The organism is Citrobacter europaeus (assembly GCA_020099315.1).
GTDB lineage: Bacteria > Pseudomonadota > Gammaproteobacteria > Enterobacterales > Enterobacteriaceae > Citrobacter > Citrobacter europaeus.
Window position 1 is genome coordinate 4,135,520 of sequence record CP083650.1, and the last position, 23,906, is coordinate 4,159,425.

A 23,906-nucleotide genomic window follows, 5' to 3' on the forward strand; every position below is an offset into this window, starting at 1 on the left:
ATCAACAAAACTAGCTACCCAACCGGAGGGCATCATGCCTGACAATAAAAAAACGGGGCGTTCCAACAAAGCTATGACATTTTTTGTCTGCTTCCTGGCAGCCCTGGCTGGATTACTTTTTGGCCTGGATATCGGTGTTATTGCCGGTGCTTTACCTTTCATCACCGACGAGTTTCAAATTACCCCGCACACTCAGGAATGGGTGGTGAGTTCCATGATGTTTGGTGCGGCAGTGGGCGCCGTCGGCAGCGGCTGGCTCTCCTTCAAGCTGGGTCGTAAAAAGAGTCTGATGATCGGCGCAATTCTGTTTGTTGCCGGTTCGCTGTTCTCCGCCGCAGCGCCAAACGTTGAAGTGCTGCTGGTTTCCCGCGTCCTGCTCGGCCTGGCTGTAGGCGTTGCGTCTTATACCGCGCCGCTGTACCTGTCTGAAATTGCCCCGGAAAAAATTCGCGGCAGCATGATCTCTATGTATCAGTTGATGATTACCATCGGTATTTTAGGTGCGTATCTTTCCGATACAGCGTTTAGCTACAGCGGCGCATGGCGCTGGATGCTGGGTGTGATCATCATCCCTGCCTTGCTGTTGCTGGTTGGCGTCATCTTCCTGCCGGACAGCCCGCGTTGGTTTGCTGCTAAACGCCGCTTTGTCGATGCCGAACGCGTACTGTTGCGTCTGCGTGACACCAGTGCTGAAGCTAAACGTGAGCTGGATGAAATTCGTGAAAGCCTGCAGGTGAAGCAGAGCGGATGGGCGCTGTTTAAAGAGAACAGCAACTTCCGCCGCGCAGTGTTCCTTGGCGTGCTGTTACAGGTGATGCAGCAGTTCACCGGGATGAACGTCATTATGTATTACGCGCCAAAAATCTTTGAACTGGCGGGTTATACCAACACCACCGAGCAGATGTGGGGAACGGTTATCGTTGGCCTGACCAACGTGCTGGCAACCTTTATCGCCATTGGCCTGGTTGACCGTTGGGGCCGTAAGCCTACGCTGATCCTCGGCTTTATCGTCATGGCCGTCGGTATGGGCGTGCTGGGTACAATGATGCACGTGGGGATTCACTCGGCTGCCGCACAATACTTCGCAGTGCTGATGCTGCTGATGTTTATCGTTGGCTTTGCGATGAGCGCCGGTCCGCTGATTTGGGTACTGTGCTCTGAAATCCAGCCGCTGAAAGGTCGCGATTTCGGCATCACCTGCTCTACCGCAACCAACTGGATTGCCAACATGATCGTCGGCGCAACCTTCCTGACGATGCTGAACTCGCTGGGCAGCGCCAACACCTTCTGGGTCTACGGTGGCCTGAACGTACTGTTCATCTTCCTGACTCTGTGGCTGATCCCTGAAACTAAAAACGTCTCTCTGGAACACATTGAACGTAACCTGATGAAAGGTCGTAAACTGCGCGAAATTGGCGCACACGACTAATCACGAAAGGCTTTCTCCCCCAGCGGGAGGAAGCCTACCTCTTGCAGTCCCTTCCTTGTCGCACTATCCTCTGCCGTTATGAAAACCTCCCGTCTCCCTATCGCCATCCAGCAAGCCGTTATGCGCAGCCTGCGGGAAAAACTCGCCCAGGCCAATCTCAAGCTGGAACGCCAATACCCGGAGCCAAAGCTGGTTTACCAACAGCGCGGAACCGCCGCGGGTACCGCGTGGCTACAAACCTATGAAATTCGCCTTAACCCCGTCCTGCTGATGGAGAATGTCGACGCGTTCGTTAACGAAGTGGTGCCCCACGAACTGGCGCATTTACTGGTGTGGAAGCACTTTGGCCGCGTGTCGCCGCACGGGAAAGAGTGGAAATGGATGATGGAGAGCGTGCTGGGCGTACCAGCCCGGCGTACGCATCAATTTGAACTGCAATCGGTGCAGCGTAAGACCTTTACTTACCGCTGTAAGTGTCAGGAACACCAACTGACCGTTCGTCGACATAACCGTGTTGTACGTGGTGAGGCCACCTACCGCTGCGTTCACTGTGGCGAACCGCTGGTTGTGGAATAATCTTCAGAATTATCAGGAACTTTTCTGATCTAACTGATTGCATACAGGAATAACTTTCGCTACGTTGCGGGCTCGTTTTGACACGGAGTTCGTGATGTACCGTAATCTTTCTTTTGCTGCGGCCCTGTTAGCCGCAGCGTTTTCAGGTCCGGTTTTAGCCGAAGGCATCAACAGCTTTTCTCAGGCAAAAGCGGCAGGCGTCAAAGTTAACGCCGATGCGCCGGGCGATTTCTATTGTGGCTGTAAAATTAACTGGCAAGGCAAAAAAGGGGTCGTTGACCTCGAATCATGTGGCTATAAAGTACGAAAAAATGAAAACCGCGCCAGCCGAATTGAATGGGAGCACGTTGTCCCCGCCTGGCAATTTGGTCATCAGCGCCAGTGCTGGCAGGATGGAGGGCGCAAAAACTGCGCCAAAGATCCGGTCTATCGCAAAATGGAAAGCGATATGCATAACCTGCAGCCTGCGGTCGGTGAAGTAAATGGCGATCGTGCAAACTTTATGTACAGCCAGTGGAACGGTGGCGAAGGTCAGTATGGGCAATGCACTATGAAGGTTGATTTCAAAGAGAAAGTTGCCGAACCACCAGCCCGCGCCCGCGGCGCCATCGCACGCACCTATTTTTACATGCGTGACCAGTACGACCTGACGCTCTCTCGCCAGCAAACCCAGCTTTTTAATGCCTGGAATAAGCAATATCCGGTCACCGACTGGGAGTGTGAGCGCGACGAACGCATCGCGAAGGTACAGGGTAACCATAACCCATATGTGCAACGCGCTTGCCAGGCGCAAAAGAGCTAACCTACACTAGCGTCAATATTTTTAACCATGCCCTGGCCTTTCGTAGCCCAGGGCTAAGACGCGGATGTTAAACTATGCGCATTCCTCGCATTTATCACCCTGAGCCACTCACTTCCGGCAGCCAAATATCACTGTGTGAAGATGCAGCCAACCATATTGGCCGCGTGCTGCGTATGGGACCGGGCCAGGCGCTACAGCTGTTTGATGGCAGCAATCAGGTATTCGACGCTGAAATCACCCACGCCAGTAAAAAAAGCGTGGATGTGAAGGTGCTTAACGCCGAACTCGACGATCGTGAATCGCCGTTGCACATCCACCTGGGTCAGGTGATGTCGCGCGGAGAAAAAATGGAATTTACTATCCAGAAATCGATCGAACTGGGTGTAAGCCTCATTACGCCACTTTTTTCTGAGCGCTGCGGCGTTAAACTGGACAGCGAACGCCTGAACAAGAAGCTCCAGCAGTGGCAGAAAATCGCTATTGCCGCCTGCGAACAGTGCGGTCGTAACCGGGTGCCTGAAATTCGCCCGGCAATGGATTTGGAAGCGTGGTGCGCGGAACAGGATGAAGGTCTGAAACTGAACCTGCATCCGCGCGCCAGCGCCAGCATCAATACGCTGCCGCTGCCGGTGGAACGCATCCGCTTGCTGATTGGCCCGGAAGGCGGGTTGTCAGCAGATGAAATTGCCATGACCGCACGCTATCAGTTTACTGATATTCTGTTAGGACCTCGCGTTCTGCGTACTGAGACAACTGCGCTCACCGCTATTACCGCGCTACAAGTGCGTTTTGGCGATCTGGGCTAAGGCATAAACGGAGAAGAACATGATTAAGCTCGGCATCGTGATGGATCCCATCGCAAGCATCAACATCAAGAAAGATTCCAGCTTCGCTATGCTGCTGGAAGCGCAACGTCGCGGTTACGAAATTCATTATATGGAGATGGCCGATCTTTATCTGGAAAACGGTGAAGCCCGCGCCCGCACACATACCCTGAGCGTAGAGCAGAACTACGACAAGTGGTATGAGTTTAAGAGCGAGCAGGATCTCCCGCTGGCAGACCTGGACGTCATTCTGATGCGTAAGGATCCGCCGTTTGATACCGAGTTCATCTACGCGACCTATATTCTGGAACGTGCAGAAGAGAAAGGAACGCTAATCGTCAACAAACCGCAGAGCCTGCGCGATTGCAACGAAAAGCTGTTCACCGCATGGTTTGCCGACCTGACGCCGGAAACGCTGGTCACGCGTAACAAAGCGCAGCTGAAAGCCTTCTGGCAAAAACACAGCGACATCATTCTCAAACCGCTGGACGGCATGGGCGGCGCATCTATTTTCCGCGTGAAGGAAGGCGATCCGAACCTCGGCGTGATTGCTGAAACGCTGACCGAGCATGGTACCCGCTACTGCATGGCGCAGAACTATCTGCCAGCAATTAAAGATGGCGATAAACGCGTGCTGGTGGTCGATGGCGAACCCGTTCCGTACTGCCTGGCGCGTATTCCACAGGGCGGTGAAACCCGTGGCAACCTGGCCGCCGGTGGCCGTGGCGAGCCGCGTCCATTAACCGACAGCGACTGGGAAATCGCACGCCGCATTGGGCCAACGCTGAAAGCGAAAGGTTTGATTTTTGTCGGTCTGGATATCATTGGCGATCGCCTGACAGAAATTAACGTCACCAGCCCAACCTGTATTCGTGAAATTGAAGCGGAGTTCCCGGTTTCGATTACCGGTATGCTGATGGATGCCATTGAAGCGCGTTTGCAGAAATAAATATGTTGCCGGATAGCGACGCCATCGCGTCTTATTCGGCCTGGAATTACACCCCGTAGGCCGGATTAGGCGAAGCCGCCATCCGGCAAAGCTATCTTCAGAGGGTGACATCTTCGAGCTTTGCCCACATACTGGGCTCTGTTGCTTTTTTGAACCAGGAAACAGAACCTCTGACAATGAATTTACAGCATCACTTTCTGATTGCCATGCCTGCTCTCCAGGATCCGATTTTCCGCCGTTCCGTGGTGTACATCTGTGAACATAATGAGAACGGAGCAATGGGGATTATCGTTAATAAGCCTCTGGAAAACTTACAGATTGAAGGAATTCTGGAAAAGCTGAAGATTACGCCAGAAGAACGCGATCCGGCCATTCGTCTGGATAAACCGGTGATGCTCGGCGGACCGCTGGCGGAAGACCGTGGGTTTATTCTGCATACCCCGCCGTCACGCTTTGCATCCAGTATCCGCATCTCAGATAACACCATCATCACCACCTCCCGCGATGTATTAGAAACCCTGGGTACGCAAGAGCAACCGTCCGAAGTGCTGGTTGCGCTGGGTTATTCATCATGGGAAAAAGGTCAACTGGAGCAAGAGCTACTGGATAACGCCTGGCTCACGGCCCCCGCAGACCTCAACATCTTATTCAAAACGCCGATTTCCGATCGCTGGCGCGATGCGGCGAAGCTTATCGGGATTGATATTCAGACCATGCCTGGCGTGGCGGGACATGCCTGATGAGCGGAACATTACTCTCTTTTGATTTTGGTACAAAAAGTATCGGCGTCGCGGTTGGCCAACGCATTACCGGTACGGCAAGACCCTTGCCCGCCATCAAAGCGCAGGACGGTACGCCGGACTGGAGTTTGATTGAACGTCTGCTCAAAGAGTGGCAGCCGGACGAAATTATCGTAGGTCTGCCGCTCAACATGGATGGCACCGAACAACCCCTTACTGCGCGCGCGCGCAAGTTCTCTAACCGCATTCACGGTCGCTTTGGCGTTACCGTAACGCTGCACGATGAACGCTTGAGCACCGTCGAAGCCCGCTCTGGCCTGTTTGAGCAAGGCGGATACCGGGCATTGAATAAAGGCAAAGTAGACTCCGCTTCTGCCGTGGTCATCCTCGAAAGCTATTTCGAGCAGGGCTACTAAAGCCGCCCCTGCGCCTGTCGCTGCTGCAGACTTTGTGCAAACGTCTGCATGCCTGTCTGCTGCCCGGTTTGAATTACGCCGGGTAGCTGATGCGTTTTCCCTTCACGAATCAAATTGCCCACGGCGGGCGTGTTGACGAGCAGCTCGAATAGCGCCACGCGTCCTCCCAGCTTATCTTCCTCCAGCTTTTGCGAAAGCACTGCCCGCAGGCTGTCTGCCAGTTGATTACGCACCGGATCCTTCTCCTGCGCGGGAAAGGTATCCACCAGCCGTGCGATAGCCTGCGCAGCCCCTCGCGTATGTAACGTTGCCAGCACCAGGTGCCCGGTTTCCGCTGCCGTTAATGCCAGACGAATGGTTTCCACGTCGCGCAGTTCGCCCAGCAAAATGACGTCAGGATCTTCACGCAGCGCGCCGCGCAAGCCAGCGGCAAAAGAAGCACAGTGTACGCCCACCTCCCGTTGTTGAATAAGACAGCGCTGGCTGGTGTAGCGATATTCAATCGGGTCTTCCAGCGTCAGAATATGCCCCGCAATATGCTGATTAAGGTACTCCACCATCGCTGCCAGGGTCGTTGATTTACCGCTGCCGGTGGCTCCCGTGACCAGAATCAATCCATGTTCACTGTGCAGCAGCTCAGGTATGGCCTCGGGAGTCTGGAGATCGTCTAAACGTGGACAATCAAGCGGGAGCAATCTTAGCGCCAGCGACGTTCCCTGTTGATGAACAAAAGCGCTGGCGCGCAGACGTCGGGAATCTGCCAGCGCAATAGCAAAATCAATCTGCCCCTGTTTCCGCCACTGTACCTGTTGTTGCTCGCTGAGCCAGCACATCAGCAGATCCTCCACGCAAGGCGGAGTAAATGGCGCGATTTCGACTTTTCCACGTATGCGCCAGCGCGCAGGCCATGCATTGCACAGGTGTAGATCCGACACGTTATGCTTTACACTAAGGGCCACTATTTCTTCCATATTCATATGAACATCCTCGGAAAATGAACGATATCGCGCATAACCTGGCATATGTCCGGGACAAAATCTCAGCCGCCGCGACGCGTTGCGGGCGGTCTTCAGAAGAAGTTATGTTGCTTGCATTCAGCAAAACCAAACCTGCGAGCGCCATCGAAGAAGCCATCGTCGCAGGATTATTTTCAATTGGTGAAAACAACGACTAATGGCGAGTAGCGACACTCTTGATTTTCCATACACCTTTTTCTTCTACCATGCAGTCAATAACTTTTTGAGATGACTCACCCGTTCCAAATGTCAAATAGACATTGGTACAAATAGGATCAGTTATAATTAGATCAATACTAATATGATTACTCCAGTCTTCATCTGCAACATCCTGAACTTTTAGGAAATAATCCTCTTCAAGATTATCGCTTATATATGCCTGCTTTAATTTATTCAATGTATCGATAATAACATAAGGTTCTAATGCCGTCGGATTATCTGCAACTGGGATGATATTATGAGTAACCAGCTTGATATACCAGGTATTGAACTTTAATGCCTGAGTACCAGCAGGTATTATTCCTGCCATAGCAAACGATGAGACTAGAAAAGTAAATAATATTAATCGCTTCATCAGTTATGCCTATAGATTTTATATGAAGGCTGACTTTTACGATAACCCGGTCCGGGATACACGCCATGTTCCTGTTTAAAATCCGACCACCAGTAATGCCCATCAAAAATCGCCATGTGCCCTGCTGTATTTCCTCCAGTATATGGTTGAATTATAGCAACATCACCTTTAATAGGATCGCCATATACTTCACGAAAACCAGCTAATACTAAATATTTCCCCATATTTTTAGCATTATCATGATGCAAGGATACGCCGCCATGTTCGATAGCTGCTGTTACTGCCCTGGCACAATAACCAGTAGCGTGCGCATGAGCATTGTGCCTAACAAAATTTATAGCGGCTTCTTTATTCCACATTTGTAACACCTCATTTATAGACGAAGAGTATGAAATATCACAAAGCGAACCATCACCTTGAACATTAAATGCTTCAAATTCTATTCATTGACATCACAAATACCCCCACAATTTATATTTGCAATGTATATTATCGCTTGATAACAAATGAAGCTATAATATTCACCTTACCAATCATCTAATATTTTTGTTTTATTATAAACAAACCTCATAAATAATTTTATAACTGCAGGATATTCACACTACAGCAAACTGGAGCTGAATAAAATGAAATGAAAATTCTGTCAGTTAAATCTGTTTACGTCCTCCTACAGACTCACATTTTATACTCAGCCTATCTGCAGCCTCACCAGGCATAGTAAATGGCGCGATTTCGACTTTTCCACGTATGCGCCAGCGCGCAGGCCATGCATTGCACAGGTGTAGATCCGACACGTTATGCTTTACACTAAGGGCCACTATTTCTTCCATATTCATATGAACATCCTCGGAAAATGAACGATATCGCGCATAACCTGGCACATGTCCGGGACAAAATCTCAGCCGCCGCGACGCGTTGCGGGCGGTCTTCAGAAGAAGTTATGTTGCTTGCAGTTAGCAAAACCAAACCTGCGAGCGCCATCGAAGAAGCCATTACCGCAGGGCAGCGTGCCTTCGGTGAAAACTATGTGCAGGAAGGGGTGGATAAAATCCGCTACTTCCAGGAAAAAGGCGTCAACGATCTGCAGTGGCACTTTATTGGCCCACTGCAGTCCAACAAAAGTCGTCTGGTCGCGGAACATTTTGACTGGTGCCATACGATCGACCGTCTGCGTATCGCTGCCCGTTTGAGCGAACAGCGCCCGGCACAACTGCCACCGCTCAATGTACTGATTCAAATTAATATCAGCGATGAGAACAGTAAGTCAGGAATTCCGCTGGCAGAGCTTGAGGCACTGGCCGCTGACGTCGCTGCACTGCCGCGCATTACCCTACGTGGTTTGATGGCAATCCCGGCGCCAGAGTCAGATTATGTAAGGCAGTTTGAAGTTGCACAGCAAATGGCGGTAGCATTTGCTGGGTTGAAAACACGTTACCCAAGTATCGACACGCTCTCACTGGGGATGTCTGATGATATGGATGCCGCAATCGCGGCGGGTAGCACGATGGTGCGCATCGGCACTGCCATTTTTGGTGCTCGTGATTACACTAAAAAATAAGGAAAACTAAGGAACACCATGAATACGTTGACCTTCCTGCTCTCAACGGTAATTGAGCTGTATACCATGGCGCTGCTGCTGCGCGTGTGGATGCAATGGTCTCGCTGCGATTTTTACAACCCGTTCTCGCAGTTTATAGTGAAAATCACTCAACCTATTATTGGGCCGTTACGCCGCATTATTCCCCCGATGGGACCGATCGACAGCGCATCGGCATTAGTGGCGCTGATTCTCAGCTTTATCAAAGCAATCGTGCTGTTTAAGGTGGTCACGTTCCAGCCGATCATCTGGATCGCCGCCGTGCTGATTGTCCTGAAGACCATCGGATTGCTGATTTTCTGGGTACTGTTGGTGATGGCGATTATGAGCTGGGTCAGCCAGGGCCGCAGCCCCGTGGAGTACGTGCTGATTCAACTGGCAGATCCGCTGCTGCGCCCTATCCGTCGCATACTTCCAGGCATGGGCGGGATCGATTTCTCGCCAATGATTCTGGTTCTGCTGCTCTATGTCATTAATATGGGCATCGCAGAAGTGTTACAGGCGACAGGCAACATGCTGCTGCCGGGGCTGTGGATGGCGCTATGAGTGCCGTTACACCCTGCGACGACGGTCTGGTTTTACGGCTCTACATTCAGCCTAAAGCCAGCCGTGACAGTATTGTGGGTTTACATGGCGACGAGCTAAAAGTCGCCATTACCGCCCCACCGGTTGATGGACAAGCCAATAGCCATCTGGTGAAGTTTCTCGGTAAACAGTTCCGCGTAGCAAAAAGCCAGGTCGTCATTGAGAAGGGCGAGCTTGGTCGTCACAAACAGGTTAAAATCATTCATCCGCAACAGATCCCGCCCGAAATTGCGGCGCTAACTGATTAGGTATCCCATGCAAAAAGTTGTCCTCGCGACCGGCAATGCCGGTAAAGTGCGTGAACTCGCCTCTCTTCTGAGTGATTTCGGTCTTGATGTTGTTGCCCAAACGGATCTGGGTGTTGATTCTGCAGAAGAGACCGGACTGACGTTTATTGAGAACGCCATTCTGAAGGCGCGTCATGCCGCGCAAATTACCGGCTTACCGGCCATTGCTGATGACTCAGGTTTGGCGGTAAATGCCCTTGGCGGCGCGCCAGGCATCTATTCAGCCCGCTACTCCGGCGAAGATGCGACCGATCGGCAGAACCTGGAAAAACTGCTTCACACCCTGCAGGATGTTCCTGATGACAAGCGTCAGGCACAATTCCATTGCGTGCTGGTGTATATGCGCCATGCAGACGATCCTACTCCTTTAGTTTGTCACGGAAGCTGGCCGGGCGTGATTACCCGCGAACCTGCCGGAAACGGTGGCTTTGGCTACGACCCCATCTTCTTTGTACCGTCTGAAGGGAAAACCGCCGCCGAGCTGACCCGTGAAGAAAAAAGTGCGATTTCTCACCGTGGACAGGCGCTGAAGCTGCTGCTGGATGCCCTGCGTAATGGTTAAGCTTCCGCCGCTAAGTCTTTATATTCACATCCCGTGGTGCGTGCAGAAATGCCCGTACTGCGACTTCAACTCGCATGCGCTAAAAGGCGAAGTCCCTCATGACGACTATGTGCAGCATCTGCTGAGCGATCTGGATACTGAGGTGGCTCACGCCCAGGGACGTGAAGTAAAGACGATTTTTATCGGGGGTGGTACGCCGAGCCTGCTTTCTGGCCCGGCAATGCAAACGCTGCTCGACGGCGTACGCGCACGGCTGAATCTGGCCGCAGATGCAGAAATCACGATGGAGGCGAATCCCGGGACGGTGGAAGCCGATCGCTTTGTTGATTATCAACGCGCTGGTGTCAACCGCATCTCGATTGGCGTACAGAGCTTTAGCTCCGCCAAACTCGAGCGTCTGGGACGTATTCACGGGCCGGAAGAAGCCAAACGAGCGGCAAACCTGGCGAGCGGTCTGGAGCTACGCAGCTTTAACCTCGACCTGATGCATGGTTTACCGGATCAGACGCTGGAAGAAGCTTTGGGCGATTTACAGCAGGCCATCGCGCTCAACCCGCCGCATCTTTCCTGGTATCAGTTGACCATCGAACCCAACACGCTGTTCGGTTCCCGACCGCCGGTGTTACCGGACGATGATGCGCTGTGGGATATTTTTGAGCAAGGCCACCAGTTGCTGACCGCCGCAGGGTATCAGCAGTACGAAACCTCAGCCTATGCGAAACCAGGCTATCAGTGTCAGCACAACCTTAATTACTGGCGTTTTGGCGACTATCTCGGTATTGGCTGCGGCGCGCATGGCAAAATCACGTTCCCGGACGGACGCATCCTGCGCACCACCAAAACGCGGCACCCACGCGGATACATGCAAGGGCGTTACCTGGAAAGCCAGCGTGATGTTGCCGAAGCCGACAAGCCGTTCGAGTTCTTTATGAACCGTTTCCGGTTACTGGAAGCCGCGCCGCGTGCAGAGTTCACGCAATATACCGGGCTTACCGAAGACGTTATTCGCCGGCAGATCGATGAGGCTATCGCCCAGGGCTACCTGATTGAATGCGATGAGTACTGGCAGATCACCCAACACGGTAAGTTGTTTTTGAATTCGCTGCTGGAGCTGTTTCTGGCGGAGTAATACGGTAACGATGTAGGCCGGATAAGGCCTTGAGCCGCCATCCGACAAATTGCCTGATGGCGCTGCGCTTATCAGACCTACAGGGTTAGGGCGATAAGCGCAGCCACCTTCATCGATTAATACTGATTAAACATTTCCTGGATCTGCTTAGGATCCTTGGTTTGGGTCAGCGCAAGCTGCAGCAGAACACGCGCTTTTTGCGGGTTCAGAGAGCCTGAAGCCACAAACCCGTATTTCGCATCATCAATTTCAGCATCCTGCGTGGTGGAGCCGGTTGGTACACGGGATGAACGCACCACAACGGTACCTTTGTGCGCGGCAGTTGCCAGCGTATCGAAAATGGTTTTATACAGGTTACCGTTACCTACACCCGCACTGACGATCCCAGCGTAACCCGCGTCCACCAGCGCTTTTGCCGGCAGATCGGATGCGTTAGCGTAGTTGTAAACAATCCCAACTTTCGGCAGTTCGGTCAGCTTAGACACATCGAACGGCGTAGACGTGGTGTGCTTACGCGCAGGCGTACGCTGGTAGTCAATCTTACCGTTATGGATGTAGCCCAGCGGGCCATAGTTAACGGATTTGAAGGTGGCGACATCGGTAGTGTTGGTTTTGGTCACGTCGCGGCCATCCATAACGGTGTCGTTCATCACCACCAGCACACCGCGGTTGGCAGAGGCTTTGTCTGCTGCGGTAACCACTGCGTTATACAGATTGAACGGGCCATCAGCGCTCATACCTGTAGACGGACGCATTGCGCCGACCAGCACCACCGGCTTGTTGCACTTGACGGTCAGGTCGAGGAAATAGGCGGTTTCTTCCATGGTATCCGTACCATGAGTTACCACGAAGCCGTCGGTTTTATCACACTCGGTATTAATCTTTTTCGCCAGTGTTAACCAGACTTCGTCATTCATATCCTGGGAGCCGATGTTCACCACCTGCTCGCCTTTCACAACGGCGATATCTTTCAACTGAGGTACGGCATCAACCAGATTTTCTACGCCGACCTTGCCTGCCGTGTAGTTAGATTTTGTCGCGGAATCACCGCCGCCGGCAATCGTTCCGCCAGTAGCTAAAATGGTGATGTTTGGCAATGCCAGCGCCGCGCCGCTGAAACCCATAACCAGTGCGGCAAGTGCCGTTCTCTTGAAAAACTCCATGTTATTTCTCCAGTTACTTGAATTTGCAGCATTATGTCTATCTTACAGATGAATAATGTGACGCCATCCAATTAACCAGATTTATATCTCCATCAAATTGTCATTCTTAGAGATGGATATCAAAAAAACAGAAAAGTACAAAATAAAACGGCACAGAATGTTTCTGTGCCGTTAAAAAGAGGTGAAGATTATTTCAGAGCGCTAACCAGCGTTTTACGATCGTTTTCCAGCGTCACGACGCGGGCGCAAACATCTTTACCAAACTGCTGGAAGTCTTGTTCCTGATTCTTCCATTCGTTCTGAATTGAGGTCTGCAAACCGCCGAGGCTTCCGAGTACGCCCTGCAGCGGATTACCACCGCCTTTGAGCACGGCTTTCGCCCCCATCTCGTTGATGCTGTCCTGTAAAATACCGCCCATCGCCTGATTCACCAACTGTTGTCCGTCCGCGCGAACCTGATCAATCGCCTTATAATGGAAGGTCAGGCCGTCAGTACGATGCTCAATGATGCGGTTCATCTGCGCTTTCAACTGCGCATCCAGCTTGGTTAAGCGGCCACGCATGTTGCTGCTTTCGCCGACCTCTTTGGCGATGATTTTGTCCAGCGCCACGCGACCTTTCTCCACGCGCGCTCTGGCACCTTCATCAATCCATGGCAGGCTACTACGCAACGCCGCCTGATAATCTTTGGCCTGCTCACGCTGTGCGGCGTTCAGGTTGTACTGTTTACCGTTAAAGGTAACATCACCGGACTGGGTAATAACCAGGTCGCCGTTCTCCCCCTTCACCTGCACAGTTTGTGGGCTCAAAATCACATCGTCACGCGGGGTGACGCTGCACTGATAATCGGCATGTGCGGCCATCGCCGTGAACGTTAGGACTGCCGCCAGCAGCGTTTTGCGCATCATATCTTTCCCTCAATACAAATCGGGCCGGCATTTGCCGACCCTGTGCTACTTAGTCCCACCAAATATCGAAAAGTTCGCTGGTACGCACTTCTTCAAGTTTGTGTTCTTCCAGCCACTTACGCACGATAGCCTGATGTTCTTCGGTGCATTTGCCGATTTCCTGCAGACAGATCAGACCTTCCCAGGCCAGATAGCCGCTGCCGTCAAAGGCCAGTTTGTTCGGTTCGATAACTTCATTGATAAAGTCATCAACGATTTGATCGACCTGCTCTCCGGATGTACCTTCCGGAAAACGCCATGCAACCGAAAATCCTATTTCCTGGAATTCGTCGATGTGCATCTTTTTACGCAGACGACGGCTACGGTTCTTTGCCATTATTTCACCCTCTCGAACATTAAGTCCCATACGCCGTGGCCAAGACGATGACCACGTTGTTCAAATTTGGTTACCGGGCGCGATTGTGGGCGCGGTACATAATCGTTACTCTCTGACTGGTTTTTATACCCGTCAATTGAGGACATTACTTCCAGCATGTGCTCCGCGTAGGCTTCCCAGTCGGTTGCCATGTGGAACACGCCGCCCAGCTTCAGCTTGCTTAAGATATGCTCAGCAAACGGTACCTGAACGATACGGCGTTTATTATGACGTGCTTTATGCCACGGGTCAGGGAAAAACAGCTGAACCATAGATAAAGAATTGTCAGGAATCATTTTATGCAGGACTTCAACGGCATCATGGCACATGACGCGCAGATTCTCGACGCCCTCTTCATGGGCTGAAGCCAGACACGCGCCAACACCCGGCGAGTGAACCTCAATGCCGAGGAAATTTTGTTCCGGGCACGCTTTCGCCATCGCCACCAGCGAAGCCCCCATACCAAAACCGATTTCCAGCGTGACTGGCGCGTCGCGACCAAACAATACTGCGAAATCCACAGGCTCTTCGCTGAACTCAACGCCCATCACCGGCCAGTAGTTTTCCAGCGCGTGTTCCTGCCCTTTCGTCAGTCGCCCCTGGCGACGAACAAAACTACGAATCCGGCGCAGCGGGCGGCCGTTTTCATCAAATTCCGGTGAAATGACGTCGTTCTTCATAAAAGTTTAGTCTGCTGTGATTGAGTTCTGAAAACGGGCATTATCCAAAGTTAGTTGCCGGATGCAAGTAAAGGAAGAAAGTGAGCAGCGGAAAGTTCCGGTTTACACCCCGTTGCCGCTGTGCTGCAATCTTGCCCCCGGCAATAATGAAACGGTAATCATGCAAGCGTCTCAATTCTCGGCTCAGGTTTTGAGCTGGTACGACAAATACGGGCGGAAAACGCTGCCCTGGCAAATTGACAAGACGCCTTACAAAGTATGGCTCTCTGAGGTGATGCTGCAACAAACTCAGGTTGCCACCGTCATCCCCTATTTTGAGCGCTTTATGGCGCGCTTCCCAACGGTAACGGATTTAGCCCATGCGCCGCTGGATGAAGTCCTGCATTTATGGACCGGGCTGGGCTATTACGCCCGTGCGCGAAATCTGCATAAAGCGGCGCAGCAGGTTGTGACGCTGCATGGCGGCATATTCCCGCAAACCTTTGAAGAGGTGGCCGCCCTGCCTGGCGTCGGGCGTTCAACCGCAGGCGCGATCCTTTCTCTCTCTCTGGGTCAGCATTTTCCGATTCTCGACGGTAACGTCAAACGTGTGCTGGCTCGCTGTTATGCTGTAAGCGGTTGGCCGGGTAAAAAAGAGGTTGAAAAGAAACTGTGGGAGTTGAGCGAGCGGGTTACGCCTGCCCACGGCGTTGAGCGATTTAATCAGGCGATGATGGATTTAGGCGCCATGGTCTGTACGCGCTCAAAACCTAAATGTTCCCTGTGTCCGTTGGAAAATGGCTGTGTGGCAAGCGCCAATGCAAGCTGGGCGCAGTACCCAGGTAAAAAACCCAAACAGACGCTACCGGAACGGACGGGCTATTTTTTACTGATGCAGCATGATGAAGAGGTGTTGCTCGCGCAGCGGCCACCCAGCGGCTTATGGGGTGGTTTATACTGTTTTCCGCAGTTTGACGATGAAGATGGGCTACGCAACTGGCTGGCGCAACGACAAATTAACGCAGATAATCTGACCCAACTTAATGCGTTTCGCCATACCTTTAGCCATTTCCACTTAGATATTGTGCCTATGTGGCTTCCCGTGTCTTCATTCAGCTCATGCATGGATGAAGGCAACGCGCTCTGGTATAACTTAGCGCAACCGCCGTCGGTCGGACTGGCGGCCCCCGTGGAGCGTTTGTTACAGCAATTACGTGCCGGCACCCAGGTTTAACGTACCGGTCGATAGAGAGGATTTTTTATGAGCAGAACGATTTTTTGCACTTTCCTGCAACGCGAAGCAGAAGGACAGGATTTTCAGCTGTACCCGGGCGATCTGGGAAAACGTATCTATAACGAAATTTCTAAAGAAGCATGGGCGCAATGGCAGCATAAGCAAACCATGCTGATTAACGAGAAAAAACTCAATATGATGAACGTCGAACACCGTAAGTTACTGGAACAGGAAATGATTAACTTCCTGTTTGAAGGTAAGGATGTGCATATTGAAGGCTATACGCCAGAGTCATAAGAACCGTTGCCGGATGGCGCTGCGCTGATCCGGCCTACGATTTAATCTGGTCCTTGCAAATAACAAACACAACACGCACTCCCGGAATGATGAAAAAATTTCTCGCGCTTACCGTTATTGCGCCGTTGCTCATCTCCTGTTCCAGTTCGACCAAAAAAGGCGATTCCTATAACGAAGCCTGGGTCAAGGATACCAACGGTTTTGATATTCTGATGGGGCAATTTGCCCATAACATTGAGAACCTGTGGGGATTTAAGGAAGTGCTGATTGCGGGTCCGAAGGACTACGTCAAGTATACCGATCAGTACCAAACCCGCAGCCATATCAACTTTGATGACGGTACGATAACCGTCGAGACCATTGCCGGGACAGATCCCGCCGGACACCTGCGCCGGGCGATTATCAAGACGTTGCTGATGGGCGATGATCCGGGTTCTATCGACCTCTATTCCGATGTCGATGACATTAAGATTTCCAAAGAGCCGTTCCTGTACGGACAGGTGGTTGATAATACCGGCCAGCCCATTCGTTGGGAGGGACGAGCTACCAACTTTGCCAACTATCTGCTGCAAACGCGACTTAAAAGCCGCAGCAATGGCCTGCGTATCATCTATAGCGTAACGATCAATCTGGTGCCGAACCACCTTGATAAGCGCGCGCATAAGTACGTCGGCATGGTGCGCCAGGCTTCTCGTAAGTATGGCGTCGACGAGTCGCTGATTCTGGCCATCATGCAAACCGAATCCTCGTTTAACCCCTATGCGGTCAGCCATGCCGATGCGCTGGGGCTGATGCAGGTGGTACAGCACAGCGCCGGGAAAGATGTGTTCCGCTCGCAAGGTCGCTCAGGCACGCCAAGCCGTAGTTTCCTGTTTGACCCAGCCAGCAACATTGATACCGGTACCGCCTATCTGGCAATGCTCAACAATGTCTATTTGGGCGGCATCGATAATCCAACCTCGCGTCGCTATGCGGTGATCACCGCGTATAACGGCGGCGCGGGCAGCGTGCTGCGCGTATTCTCGAACGATAAAATTCAGGCCGCGAATATTATTAACAGCATGTCCCCGGGAGACGTTTATCAAACGCTGACCACCCGACACCCTTCTGCTGAATCACGTCGATACCTTTACAAGGTCAATTCCGCACAAAAATCATATCGACGCCACTAATGTATCCCTCTTCTGCCCCCTGAAACGGGGGCCAGAAGAGCCAAAAACGTTAACCCCATCACTCTTTTGCTTTGCAATCAGAAATTGTTTGCAAATATTTGTCACAGGTAACAAAAAAAGAGTGCCTCTCGTTGATAGAATCACATCATATAGCCACGGCAAATGTGCCTTTTAAAACATTCATCCGCATTACGGTGTGAGGAAATTAACATGAATCTTAAGCTGCAGCTGAAAGTTCTCTCGTTTCTGCAGTTCTGCTTATGGGGTAGTTGGCTCACTACCCTCGGCTCCTATATGTTTGTCACCCTTAAATTCGATGGTGCATCCATTGGCGCAGTATATAGCTCGCTGGGGATCGCCGCCGTGTTTATGCCTACACTGTTAGGGATCGTGGCTGACAAATGGATCAGTGCGAAATGGGTTTATACTATTTGCCACCTGGTCGGCGCTGCAACGCTGTTCGCCGCAGCCGAGGTCACCACGCCAGGCGCCATGTTCTTTGTGATCTTGCTTAACTCCCTGGCCTATATGCCAACGTTGGGGTTAATCAACACTATCTCTTACTACCGCCTGCAGTCAGCCGGGATGGATATCGTTACGGACTTCCCGCCAATCCGTATCTGGGGCACCATCGGTTTTATTATGGCAATGTGGGCCGTAAGCTTCTCCGGCTTTGAACTGAGCCATATGCAGCTGTATATCGGTGCGACGCTGTCCGTGGTACTGGCGCTGTTCACCCTGACGCTGCCGCATATTCCGGTCGCTAACCAGCAGAAAAACCAGAGCTGGACGTCTATGCTCGGCCTGGATGCCTTCGCGCTGTTTAAAAACAAGCGTATGGCGATTTTCTTTATCTTCTCGATGATGCTGGGCGCAGAGCTGCAAATTACCAATATGTTCGGTAATACCTTCCTGCACAGCTTCGATAACAACCCGCTGTTCTCCGGCAGCTTCATCGTTGAACACGCATCGGTGATGATGTCGATTTCGCAGATTTCCGAGACCCTGTTTATCCTGACCATCCCGTTCTTCTTAAGCCGTTACGGCATTAAGAACGTGATGCTTATCAGTATTGTGGCGTGGATGCTGCGCTTCGGCCTGTTTGCCTACGGCGATCCGACACCGTTCGGTACCGTGCTGCTGGTGCTGTCGATGATTGTTTACGGCTGCGCCTTCGACTTCTTCAACATCTCTGGCTCTGTATTCGTAGAGAAAGAAGTTCGCCCTGAAATCCGCGCCAGCGCACAGGGTATGTTCCTGATGATGACCAACGGCTTCGGTTGTATTCTGGGCGGTCTGGTGAGCGGTAAAGTCGTTGAATACTATACGCTGAACGGTATTACCGACTGGCAGACCGTGTGGCTAATCTTCGCAGGTTACTCGCTGGTTCTGGCTTTTGCCTTCGTTGCGCTGTTTAAATACAAACACGTACGCGTTCCGGCTGGCACCCAGACTATCGCGCACTAATCTTTATTGATGAAAGAAGGTCACCAGATGGTGACCTTCTTTTTGTCCAGATGGCGCTTACTTCAAAACATATCCATACAGACGTTTAATGCCGTCTGCATCTGTCTCACTGTAAACCCCTTGCAGCTCCGGCGAGAAGCCCGGCAGCAAGTTTACGCCCTCTTCCAGCGCCAGGAAGTAACGTTGCACCGCCCCGCCCCAGACTTCACCTGGTACCACACAGAGCACGCCCGGAGGATAAGGCAGCGCACCTTCCGCCGCAATGCGCCCAGCGGCATCACAAATACGCACCAGTTCAACATCACCGCGGATAAAAGCGCTGTTGGCATCCTGCGGGTTCATCGCCACGGCAGGTAAACTCTCCTGACGGAACATCGCTTTTTGCAGATCTTTCACATCAAAGCTAACGTACAGTGAGTGCATCTCCTGACACAGTTCACGCAGCGTGTAATCCCGGTAACGTACCGGATACTTATTGAAGATGGTGGGTAGCACATCTGCCAGCGGCGTATCGTCTTCAATATGCTGCTCAAACTGCGCCAGCATCGCCACCAGTTGTGCCAGTTTCTCCGCGCTTTCTGCCGGGGTCAGCAGGAACAGAATCGAGTTAAGATCGCATTTCTCCGGCACTATGCCGTTTTCCCGCAGGTAATGCGCCAGAATCGTCGCCGGAATACCAAAGTCGGTATATTGCCCGGTTTGCGCATCAATACCCGGAGTGGTTAACAGCAGCTTGCAGGGGTCGACAAAATACTGGTCGCGCGCGTAGCCGGAAAAACCATGCCATTTAGCGCCAGGTTCAAAGCTAAAGAAACGACGCTCGCTGGCAATCACCTGCGTCGGATAGCTTTCCCACGGTTTGCCATCAACTACCGGAGGAATAAACGGCTGAATCATCTTGCAGCGGGTAAGAATCGCTTTACGGGCCTCAATCCCCAGTGCCACACACTCCGCCCATAGCCGACGGCCACTCTCCCCTTCGTGGATTTTGGCGTTAACGTCCAGCGCCGCAAACAGCGGGTAAAACGGACTGGTGGAAGCATGCAGCATAAACGCATTGTTCAGACGCTTATGCGGGCAGAATCGCGCCTGGCCGCGAATATGGTTATCCTTTTTGTGGATCTGCGAGGTTTGCGAGAACCCGGCCTGTTGTTTGTGTACTGACTGAGTGACAAAGATCCCCGGATCGTTAGCATTAAGCTCCAACAGCAGTGGTGAGCCATCGGCCATCATCGGGATAAATTGCTCGTATCCAACCCATGCAGAATCAAACAGGATGTAATCGCACAGTTGACCGATCTTGTCGATCACCTGCCGGGCGTTGTAGATCGTCCCGTCATAAGTGCCGAGCTGAATGATCGCCAGACGGAACGGACGCGGCTGGTCAGCCTTTTGTGGCGCAACTTCACGGATCTGCTGACGCAGGTACTGCTCATCAAAGCAGTGCTCATCAATGCCGCCGATAAAGCCAAACGGATTACGCGCCGCCTCCAGATAAACCGGCGTGGCGCCCGCCTGGATCAGCGCGCCGTGATGGTTCGACTTATGGTTGTTGCGGTCAAACAGCACCAGATCGCCGCGCGTCAGCAGCGCATTGGTCACCACTTTATTGGCCGCCGAGGTCCCGTTCAGCACAAAGTAGGTTTTATCCGCGTGGAAAACTTTCGCAGCAAATTTCTGTGCATGTTTCGCTGATCCTTCATGAATCAGCAGATCGCCAAGCTTAACGTCGGCGTTGCACATATCCGCGCGAAACAGATTCTCGCCAAAGAACTCGTAGAAATGCCGGCCCGCCGGATGCTTCTTAAAAAACTCACCGTGTTGGTGCCCCGGGCAGGCAAACGTGCTGTTCCCCATTTCGACATACTGGGTGAGCGTGTCATAGAACGGCGGCAGCAGCTCTTCCTCATACTGGCAGGCAGCAGACTCCAGCTCCAGCCAGTCCTGAGCCTGACCGCAAATGACCGCATTTATACCCGCAGGCACATCGACATCAGATTCTGCGAACAAAAACACCGGTATATGAAAACCGGTGCGTTTCAACAAAGCCAGGATCCCACTGCGGCTGTCCGCAACGGTAATGACGACTGCCGCAACGTCAGTAAAATCGGTACCATCCAGCGACACCACCTGACGATGACTGGACAGACGAGAAACCAGTTCACCACTGGCGGCAATTTTCATTGATTTCATAAGCGCAATAACCCGTTTCGGGAAAAACAAAAGTCCCGGACAAAGCCGCATTGCTTTGCCCACGAAATGACAGGTCAAACTGGTTACCAGCCCCGACCGCCAGACATCAGTAAAAGCAGATAGCCTCTGATTTTACTGTTATCCTGCAGTGAGCGTGCGCTGCCCTCACCGCATGGTGAGTGCATAAAGATAAGTCGCAGGAAGGGGTAAACGTCGCGCAAAAAGGCGATATTGAAGGCGATGTAGGGGGAGTAATATCATCCCAGGCAGCCCCATTCAGACAGGAGAAAATTCGCGCAATCATGGCACCTTTCACTTACAGGCGCAAGATAAAATCCGGTGCCAAAACCTCACAGATAAACAAGCATTTCGTCTGAAAATAGCGGCATAATAATGCAATCTGAAACATAATTTTACCCAGCTAATTGCCTTTAGCATCAAGACGATAATGGGTATGCAGGAGCAAATGTGGTAATCGGACCCTTTATTAATGCCAGCGCCATTTTATGTGGTGGCGTTCTCGGCGCGCTGCTTAGCCAGCATATACCAGAACGCATTCGGGTCTCCATGACCTCTATTTTCGGACTGGCTTCGCTAGGGATTGGTATCTTGCTGGTTATCAAATGCGCCAACCTACCGGTGATGGTTCTGGCAACGCTGGTAGGCGCCTTAATTGGCGAATTCTGTCATCTGGAGAAAGGGATCAATGCTGCGGTCGCCAAAGCGCAGCAGGTTTTCACCCGTTCGGATGCCAATGCAACGCACGAATCTTTTATTCAAAGCTATGTAGCTATCATCGTGCTGTTTTGCGCCAGCGGTACCGGGATCTTCGGTGCGATACATGAAGGGATGACCGGCGATCCTAATATTTTAATCGCAAAGTCGTTTCTCGATTTCTTCACGGCTATCATCTTTGCCTGTTCGCTGGGAATTGCGGTATCCGCCATTTGCGTACCGATGCTGACAATCCAGTTAACGCTTGCTACCTGTGCAGCACTGATTTTACCCCTGACAACGCCAGCTATGATGGCCGATTTCAGCGCCGTAGGCGGGCTATTGCTGCTGGCAACCGGTTTACGTATTTGCGGCATCAAGATGTTTGCGGTTGTGAATATGCTTCCTGCTCTGCTGCTGGCAATGCCGCTTTCCGCCGCGTGGACGGCATTTTTTGCCTGAGAATGCGTGCAATTGCAGCAATGTGGTGATAGATTGTGCAGTCTGCATTGAATTGAAGAAATTTCGTTGACGAAGCGAAGCGAATCGGGTTTAATGCGCCTCGTTGCCCGGATAGCTCAGTCGGTAGAGCAGGGGATTGAAAATCCCCGTGTCCTTGGTTCGATTCCGAGTCCGGGCACCACTATTTAAAGAACCCAGCCTATGGCTGGGTTTTTGCTTTTGGAGAAACGGACTCTCCATCGAACTTCGTTCGATTATTCGCCGCCAGCGGCTCACCCCTGCGGGGCCAGCGCGACAAGCGCGCTGTTCAACGCCTACGGCGTTAGTCCGAGTCCGGGCACCACTATTTAAAGAACCCGCCCAAAAGGCGGGTTTTTGCTTTTGGAGAATAGTGACTATTCTCTCCTCACCGAATTTTGTTTCAACAGCGCATAACGATTAAGAAGCTGATTAATCCGCATATCAAGCTGCTGATACAAAGCGGGTGATACACTCCCCTGCACTTTGAACTCTTCATCTATTTGACGTAACAACTCTTCTGTCGGCGGCGTTTCGTCAAGCTGGCGGCGGATAGTGAAAATGGCTGATTTCAGCTCCGACCCTGTCAGATATTTACCTTTACGTTCATCAAGCGCATTTAGCTGGGCGGTTAACGCTTCCAGCCCCTGCTGAGCATTATGCCAGTTTTGCAGAGCGCTTTCCGGCAACGCTTCGGTAGCTAACTGTTTTTGTAACCCGCTTTCAAATACTGTAGTCTGCGATTCTTCAGGCCACAGGGTAACTACCTGCTGCGCTAATGATGCGGCATATTCTCGCGACCACAAAGGTGACAGGCGATATAAAATATCCAATTGCCCTTGCGTTGCAGCGATTATTTCCTGCTTCTGATCCTTCAAATCTGAGGACTGCTTCAACGCGGATAATTGTTCAGGCGTCAGCACCTGAGGCAATGGCTTGATCAGATCATATCCGTCAGCCCGCATATGACTGGTGCCAAGAAAAGCGCCTGCGCTCGCTGCCGCAGCAACGATAAAACCGATAGCAAACCCCAGCCACATCCGTCTGGTTCCCCCCTCGATTTGAGTAGTAAAAACCGCTGCGCTTGATTGCCCGGGTGATGCGGGTTCATTGACCACAAATACCAACTGTGGCGAAGACGTCTCAACATTATTAGTCGTACCTGAAGCCGGTATTATCACAACGGCCGATCCCGAATCCGCTTCAGACTTCTCCAGACGCAAAGCGGCATTGTGCATCCAGGTAACAACAGCCTCCATTTTACTAAGCGCTTTCAATTCAAGCCGTTGCAGCACTGCGCAGGCATGTTTTAAACTTTGTTCAACCCGATACACTTTTGATAAATCAGCATATGACAGCGTTAGGGTACGCAATTCTTGCTGTAAGCGGACAGACAACCATGCCAGGATCTCAACGCGGGCATGGGTTTGCTGTGGCCATATTGCACTCCAGTGATGCGTCAGTAATGCTTCCAGAAGTTCCGTGCTTTCGGCAAGTCCCTCCAGTCCCGCATTACGTATTCTGGCGACGGTGTACCAGGCAAGTGTTTGCAGTTCGACTCCGTTATGACGAAACAGCGCCAGGCTTAACTGTTCAACCTTTTGCCAGTCAACGTCCGGACGCGCAGGGTGAGTCAGCTTGCTAATTTCATCGCGTAATTGCCCAAACTCCATGAAAGCACGTGGATCTCCCCCGGTGCTGATGCGATTCTTTTCCAT

Annotated in this window: 26 protein-coding genes, 1 tRNA gene and 2 pseudogenes; 19 read left to right on the plus strand and 10 right to left on the minus strand. The window is 51.9% G+C overall.

Annotated features, from left to right (window positions below; all coding sequences use genetic code 11):
• The first annotated feature begins 34 nt into the window (after positions 1–34).
• The 7 genes from galP (at position 35) to ruvX (ending at position 5,736) form a co-directional block, all read left to right on the plus strand.
• The gene (gene galP, locus LA337_19325; protein UBI15292.1) at positions 35–1,429 is read left to right on the plus strand and encodes a galactose/proton symporter; all 1,395 of its coding nucleotides are present in this window, start codon (positions 35–37) and stop codon (positions 1,427–1,429) included.
• Between the two features lie 78 nt (positions 1,430–1,507).
• Entirely contained in the window at positions 1,508–2,005 is a 498-nt protein-coding gene (locus LA337_19330; protein UBI15293.1) for a SprT family zinc-dependent metalloprotease, read from the plus strand.
• 94 nt (positions 2,006–2,099) lie between these two features.
• Positions 2,100–2,807, plus strand: coding sequence for a deoxyribonuclease I (gene endA / locus LA337_19335; protein ID UBI15294.1), 708 nt, complete (start codon positions 2,100–2,102; stop codon positions 2,805–2,807).
• Between the two features lie 74 nt (positions 2,808–2,881).
• Entirely contained in the window at positions 2,882–3,613 is a 732-nt protein-coding gene (rsmE, locus tag LA337_19340) for a 16S rRNA (uracil(1498)-N(3))-methyltransferase (protein ID UBI15295.1), read from the plus strand.
• Positions 3,614–3,632: 19 nt separating this feature from the next.
• Positions 3,633–4,580 (plus strand): glutathione synthase, encoded by a 948-nt coding sequence (gshB, locus tag LA337_19345; protein UBI15296.1) that lies wholly within the window; start codon positions 3,633–3,635, stop codon positions 4,578–4,580.
• Positions 4,581–4,756: 176 nt separating this feature from the next.
• Positions 4,757–5,320 carry a YqgE/AlgH family protein gene (locus LA337_19350; GenBank protein ID UBI15297.1) on the plus strand — a complete coding sequence of 188 codons (564 nt, stop codon included), beginning with the start codon at positions 4,757–4,759 and terminating at the stop codon, positions 5,318–5,320.
• The gene (ruvX, locus tag LA337_19355) at positions 5,320–5,736 is read left to right on the plus strand and encodes a Holliday junction resolvase RuvX (GenBank protein ID UBI15298.1); all 417 of its coding nucleotides are present in this window, start codon (positions 5,320–5,322) and stop codon (positions 5,734–5,736) included. Before LA337_19350 ends, ruvX begins: the two co-directional genes overlap by 1 nt.
• Here the strand turns inward: ruvX and LA337_19360 are convergent.
• Positions 5,733–6,713, minus strand: coding sequence for a type IV pilus twitching motility protein PilT (locus LA337_19360; protein ID UBI15299.1), 981 nt, complete (start codon positions 6,711–6,713; stop codon positions 5,733–5,735). The genes ruvX and LA337_19360 overlap by 4 nt on opposite strands.
• Before the next feature lie 17 nt (positions 6,714–6,730).
• Here LA337_19360 and LA337_19365 point away from each other — a divergent pair.
• Positions 6,731–6,901, plus strand: a pseudogene (locus LA337_19365) (YggS family pyridoxal phosphate enzyme).
• Between the two features lie 5 nt (positions 6,902–6,906).
• Here the strand turns inward: LA337_19365 and LA337_19370 are convergent.
• From LA337_19370 to LA337_19380, 3 genes and pseudogenes are all read right to left on the minus strand, one after another.
• Positions 6,907–7,326 carry a YbjP/YqhG family protein gene (locus tag LA337_19370; protein UBI15300.1) on the minus strand — a complete coding sequence of 140 codons (420 nt, stop codon included), beginning with the start codon at positions 7,324–7,326 and terminating at the stop codon, positions 6,907–6,909.
• Positions 7,326–7,685, minus strand: a complete 360-nt coding sequence (locus tag LA337_19375) for a hypothetical protein (GenBank protein UBI15301.1) — start codon at positions 7,683–7,685, stop codon at positions 7,326–7,328. Before LA337_19375 ends, LA337_19370 begins: the two co-directional genes overlap by 1 nt.
• A gap of 360 nt (positions 7,686–8,045) precedes the next feature.
• Positions 8,046–8,162: pseudogene (locus LA337_19380) on the minus strand (type IV pili twitching motility protein PilT).
• A gap of 17 nt (positions 8,163–8,179) precedes the next feature.
• On the opposite strand from LA337_19380, the gene LA337_19385 reads away from it, so the two are divergent.
• From LA337_19385 to hemW, 5 genes are read left to right on the plus strand one after another with little or no spacing between them, the layout of a single operon-like run.
• A complete protein-coding gene (locus LA337_19385; GenBank protein UBI15302.1) occupies positions 8,180–8,884 on the plus strand; it encodes a YggS family pyridoxal phosphate-dependent enzyme in 705 nt (234 codons plus the stop codon).
• 18 nt (positions 8,885–8,902) lie between these two features.
• On the plus strand, positions 8,903–9,469 hold the full coding sequence (locus tag LA337_19390; GenBank protein ID UBI15303.1) for a YggT family protein: 567 nt from the start codon (positions 8,903–8,905) through the stop codon (positions 9,467–9,469).
• A complete protein-coding gene (yggU, locus tag LA337_19395) occupies positions 9,466–9,756 on the plus strand; it encodes a DUF167 family protein YggU (protein UBI15304.1) in 291 nt (96 codons plus the stop codon). The genes LA337_19390 and yggU overlap by 4 nt, the downstream gene beginning before the upstream one ends.
• A gap of 7 nt (positions 9,757–9,763) precedes the next feature.
• Positions 9,764–10,357 (plus strand): XTP/dITP diphosphatase, encoded by a 594-nt coding sequence (locus tag LA337_19400; GenBank protein UBI15305.1) that lies wholly within the window; start codon positions 9,764–9,766, stop codon positions 10,355–10,357.
• Positions 10,350–11,486, plus strand: coding sequence for a radical SAM family heme chaperone HemW (hemW, locus tag LA337_19405; protein UBI15306.1), 1,137 nt, complete (start codon positions 10,350–10,352; stop codon positions 11,484–11,486). The genes LA337_19400 and hemW overlap by 8 nt, the downstream gene beginning before the upstream one ends.
• A 116-nt stretch (positions 11,487–11,602) precedes the next feature.
• Here the strand turns inward: hemW and ansB are convergent, their stop codons facing one another.
• The 4 genes from ansB to trmB all read right to left on the minus strand — a co-directional run bounded on the left by ansB (position 11,603) and on the right by trmB (position 14,652).
• Positions 11,603–12,649, minus strand: coding sequence for an L-asparaginase 2 (gene ansB, locus LA337_19410; protein ID UBI15307.1), 1,047 nt, complete (start codon positions 12,647–12,649; stop codon positions 11,603–11,605).
• A gap of 188 nt (positions 12,650–12,837) precedes the next feature.
• Positions 12,838–13,557, minus strand: a complete 720-nt coding sequence (locus LA337_19415) for a DUF2884 domain-containing protein (GenBank protein UBI15308.1) — start codon at positions 13,555–13,557, stop codon at positions 12,838–12,840.
• Between the two features lie 49 nt (positions 13,558–13,606).
• Entirely contained in the window at positions 13,607–13,933 is a 327-nt protein-coding gene (locus LA337_19420) for a YggL family protein (protein UBI15309.1), read from the minus strand.
• Positions 13,933–14,652, minus strand: coding sequence for a tRNA (guanosine(46)-N7)-methyltransferase TrmB (gene trmB, locus LA337_19425; GenBank protein ID UBI15310.1), 720 nt, complete (start codon positions 14,650–14,652; stop codon positions 13,933–13,935). Before trmB ends, LA337_19420 begins: the two co-directional genes overlap by 1 nt.
• A gap of 160 nt (positions 14,653–14,812) precedes the next feature.
• Between trmB and mutY the strand changes: the two genes are divergently transcribed.
• From mutY to LA337_19445, 4 genes are all read left to right on the plus strand, one after another.
• A complete protein-coding gene (gene mutY / locus LA337_19430) occupies positions 14,813–15,865 on the plus strand; it encodes an A/G-specific adenine glycosylase (protein UBI15311.1) in 1,053 nt (350 codons plus the stop codon).
• A 27-nt stretch (positions 15,866–15,892) separates the two neighbouring features.
• A complete protein-coding gene (locus tag LA337_19435) occupies positions 15,893–16,162 on the plus strand; it encodes an oxidative damage protection protein (protein UBI15312.1) in 270 nt (89 codons plus the stop codon).
• Between the two features lie 86 nt (positions 16,163–16,248).
• Complete coding sequence (gene mltC, locus LA337_19440; protein ID UBI15313.1) at positions 16,249–17,334, plus strand: membrane-bound lytic murein transglycosylase MltC; 1,086 nt, start codon at positions 16,249–16,251, stop codon at positions 17,332–17,334.
• Between the two features lie 210 nt (positions 17,335–17,544).
• The gene (locus LA337_19445) at positions 17,545–18,801 is read left to right on the plus strand and encodes a nucleoside permease (protein ID UBI15314.1); all 1,257 of its coding nucleotides are present in this window, start codon (positions 17,545–17,547) and stop codon (positions 18,799–18,801) included.
• Positions 18,802–18,858: 57 nt separating this feature from the next.
• On the opposite strand, the gene LA337_19450 is transcribed toward LA337_19445, so the two are convergent.
• Positions 18,859–20,994 carry an ornithine decarboxylase gene (locus LA337_19450; GenBank protein ID UBI15315.1) on the minus strand — a complete coding sequence of 712 codons (2,136 nt, stop codon included), beginning with the start codon at positions 20,992–20,994 and terminating at the stop codon, positions 18,859–18,861.
• A 468-nt stretch (positions 20,995–21,462) separates the two neighbouring features.
• Here LA337_19450 and LA337_19455 point away from each other — a divergent pair, with 468 nt between their 5' ends.
• Positions 21,463–22,170 (plus strand): DUF554 domain-containing protein, encoded by a 708-nt coding sequence (locus tag LA337_19455; protein UBI15316.1) that lies wholly within the window; start codon positions 21,463–21,465, stop codon positions 22,168–22,170.
• Between the two features lie 105 nt (positions 22,171–22,275).
• Positions 22,276–22,351: transfer RNA gene (locus LA337_19460), tRNA-Phe, on the plus strand.
• Between the two features lie 214 nt (positions 22,352–22,565).
• Here LA337_19460 and LA337_19465 read toward each other — a convergent pair.
• Positions 22,566–23,906 (minus strand): type VI secretion system ImpA family N-terminal domain-containing protein, encoded by a 1,341-nt coding sequence (locus LA337_19465; GenBank protein ID UBI15317.1) that lies wholly within the window; start codon positions 23,904–23,906, stop codon positions 22,566–22,568.

Coding starts and splice junctions, on each gene's coding strand:
- endA (UBI15294.1), top strand. CDS start 2,100: ATGTACCGTAATCTTTCTTTTGCTGCGGCCCTGTTAGCCGCAGCGTTT.
- mltC (UBI15313.1), top strand. CDS start 16,249: ATGATGAAAAAATTTCTCGCGCTTACCGTTATTGCGCCGTTGCTCATC.
- LA337_19445 (UBI15314.1), top strand. CDS start 17,545: ATGAATCTTAAGCTGCAGCTGAAAGTTCTCTCGTTTCTGCAGTTCTGC.
- LA337_19370 (UBI15300.1), bottom strand. CDS start 7,326: ATGAAGCGATTAATATTATTTACTTTTCTAGTCTCATCGTTTGCTATG.
- LA337_19330 (UBI15293.1), top strand. CDS start 1,508: ATGAAAACCTCCCGTCTCCCTATCGCCATCCAGCAAGCCGTTATGCGC.
- LA337_19400 (UBI15305.1), top strand. CDS start 9,764: ATGCAAAAAGTTGTCCTCGCGACCGGCAATGCCGGTAAAGTGCGTGAA.
- LA337_19415 (UBI15308.1), bottom strand. CDS start 13,557: ATGATGCGCAAAACGCTGCTGGCGGCAGTCCTAACGTTCACGGCGATG.
- LA337_19450 (UBI15315.1), bottom strand. CDS start 20,994: ATGAAATCAATGAAAATTGCCGCCAGTGGTGAACTGGTTTCTCGTCTG.
- hemW (UBI15306.1), top strand. CDS start 10,350: ATGGTTAAGCTTCCGCCGCTAAGTCTTTATATTCACATCCCGTGGTGC.
- yggU (UBI15304.1), top strand. CDS start 9,466: ATGAGTGCCGTTACACCCTGCGACGACGGTCTGGTTTTACGGCTCTAC.
- mutY (UBI15311.1), top strand. CDS start 14,813: ATGCAAGCGTCTCAATTCTCGGCTCAGGTTTTGAGCTGGTACGACAAA.
- rsmE (UBI15295.1), top strand. CDS start 2,882: ATGCGCATTCCTCGCATTTATCACCCTGAGCCACTCACTTCCGGCAGC.
- ruvX (UBI15298.1), top strand. CDS start 5,320: ATGAGCGGAACATTACTCTCTTTTGATTTTGGTACAAAAAGTATCGGC.
- LA337_19385 (UBI15302.1), top strand. CDS start 8,180: ATGAACGATATCGCGCATAACCTGGCACATGTCCGGGACAAAATCTCA.
- LA337_19435 (UBI15312.1), top strand. CDS start 15,893: ATGAGCAGAACGATTTTTTGCACTTTCCTGCAACGCGAAGCAGAAGGA.
- gshB (UBI15296.1), top strand. CDS start 3,633: ATGATTAAGCTCGGCATCGTGATGGATCCCATCGCAAGCATCAACATC.
- ansB (UBI15307.1), bottom strand. CDS start 12,649: ATGGAGTTTTTCAAGAGAACGGCACTTGCCGCACTGGTTATGGGTTTC.
- trmB (UBI15310.1), bottom strand. CDS start 14,652: ATGAAGAACGACGTCATTTCACCGGAATTTGATGAAAACGGCCGCCCG.
- LA337_19350 (UBI15297.1), top strand. CDS start 4,757: ATGAATTTACAGCATCACTTTCTGATTGCCATGCCTGCTCTCCAGGAT.
- LA337_19390 (UBI15303.1), top strand. CDS start 8,903: ATGAATACGTTGACCTTCCTGCTCTCAACGGTAATTGAGCTGTATACC.
- LA337_19360 (UBI15299.1), bottom strand. CDS start 6,713: ATGAATATGGAAGAAATAGTGGCCCTTAGTGTAAAGCATAACGTGTCG.
- LA337_19375 (UBI15301.1), bottom strand. CDS start 7,685: ATGTGGAATAAAGAAGCCGCTATAAATTTTGTTAGGCACAATGCTCAT.
- LA337_19420 (UBI15309.1), bottom strand. CDS start 13,933: ATGGCAAAGAACCGTAGCCGTCGTCTGCGTAAAAAGATGCACATCGAC.
- galP (UBI15292.1), top strand. CDS start 35: ATGCCTGACAATAAAAAAACGGGGCGTTCCAACAAAGCTATGACATTT.
- LA337_19465 (UBI15317.1), bottom strand. CDS start 23,906: ATGGAAAAGAATCGCATCAGCACCGGGGGAGATCCACGTGCTTTCATG.